Annotated in this window: 3 protein-coding genes; all 3 read right to left on the bottom strand. The window is 61.5% G+C overall.

Annotated features, from left to right (window positions below; all coding sequences use genetic code 11):
* Window positions 1–54: 54 nt before the first annotated feature.
* Window positions 55–312, bottom strand: coding sequence for a transposase (locus tag MJ783_RS23165; protein WP_239313993.1), 258 nt, complete (start codon window positions 310–312; stop codon window positions 55–57).
* A 14-nt stretch (window positions 313–326) separates the two neighbouring features.
* The gene (locus MJ783_RS23160) at window positions 327–677 is read right to left on the bottom strand and encodes a hypothetical protein (RefSeq protein WP_239313990.1); all 351 of its coding nucleotides are present in this window, start codon (window positions 675–677) and stop codon (window positions 327–329) included.
* A gap of 12 nt (window positions 678–689) precedes the next feature.
* Window positions 690–1,091 (bottom strand): hypothetical protein (locus tag MJ783_RS23155; RefSeq protein WP_239313987.1); only part of this gene is annotated, 402 nt, incomplete at its 5' end.

The raw sequence follows: 1,091 nt of genomic DNA, 5'->3' as shown, positions 1-1,091 counted from the left end.
GCCTGTAGAAATAACGGCTCCGCCAAGATTCCGGTGGTGACAGGTGGTTACCATTTAGGTGTCGTCGGTGGCGTGTGATGTCGAGTTCCTGCAGGTGAGCGGGTTCAAACGGTCGTAGCGACACTCCGACACCGACAGCGGCTTCTCGTCGGACTCACTGTCCTTTTTCGCCTTCGTCACCCAATTCCCCAAGGTTAATTCATTGATACCCAGACTCTTCGCGATCTCGGCTAACGACCGGTCGGAGTCGAGCGCCAATCTTACCGCCTCGTCTTTGTACTCCTGCGCGTGCTTCCGGGGAGTCGACCCCATGACGGCCCTTCCATTCAGACAGTGACCTTCAGGTCTGCTGTCCACGGAAACGGGATCGCTTCAATCTCGTGCGCCCGTTCGTTGACCCGGGTCACCGCTCGATACGAACGCAGCACCTCGAAACGGTGCCGGACCGCATCAGCCGACGCGCTCGGACACGCCAGAACGACCTGCTCGCTCGTCATCCCGGCCGGCCCCGCGTCAGCGAACGCTTGCAAGATCGAATCGTCGACACCTACCGAGTCCGTATCGTCCACCATCGCGTTGGCATTCCGCGCCAAGACAGCGAACACCTGCCGGTATATTCCGAGAACAGCCGACTCGGCGGCGTATTCATCGAATGTCAAGGCCGCTGCATCAGTCATAGAAAATCGACCCTATCGCGACAAACAACGAGCAGAGATATCTTTGGCGGGCCTGGGACGGTGCGCGCTGTTGGTGGCGGGATGGTCTGTGGTCGTCAGCGCCGACCACTTAGAGCGACCGAATGATGTCCTCGCGGAATAGCGCCTTGAGCGCCGAGGATCCGCGGTGTGCTCGCTGGAGATGCGGATGGTGTGGACGCCGCACCGTTCCCAATGTCGGTCGTGGGTGTGGTCGTCGGCTTTGCAGGCGGCGCCGTAGTGCGCACGGCCGTCGATCTCGATGACCGTGGCGCGGCCGTTGCCGATGACGACGAAGCCGGGCGTCCGCACGCCTGAGTCCCGCAGCTTCGTGCCTGACAGGGGAAACACCGCGAGGGTAAGGAAGGTAATCTCGTCGAGGCGGCCCCACCACGA

This window comes from Protofrankia sp. Cj3 (genome assembly GCF_917627355.1).
GTDB lineage: Bacteria > Actinomycetota > Actinomycetes > Frankiales > Frankiaceae > Protofrankia.
The sequence above is the reverse complement of the archived record's forward strand: the minus strand, read 5'-3'. Positions and strand labels throughout refer to the sequence as shown.

Coding starts and splice junctions, on each gene's coding strand:
- MJ783_RS23165 (WP_239313993.1), bottom strand. CDS start 312: ATGGGGTCGACTCCCCGGAAGCACGCGCAGGAGTACAAAGACGAGGCG.
- MJ783_RS23160 (WP_239313990.1), bottom strand. CDS start 677: ATGACTGATGCAGCGGCCTTGACATTCGATGAATACGCCGCCGAGTCG.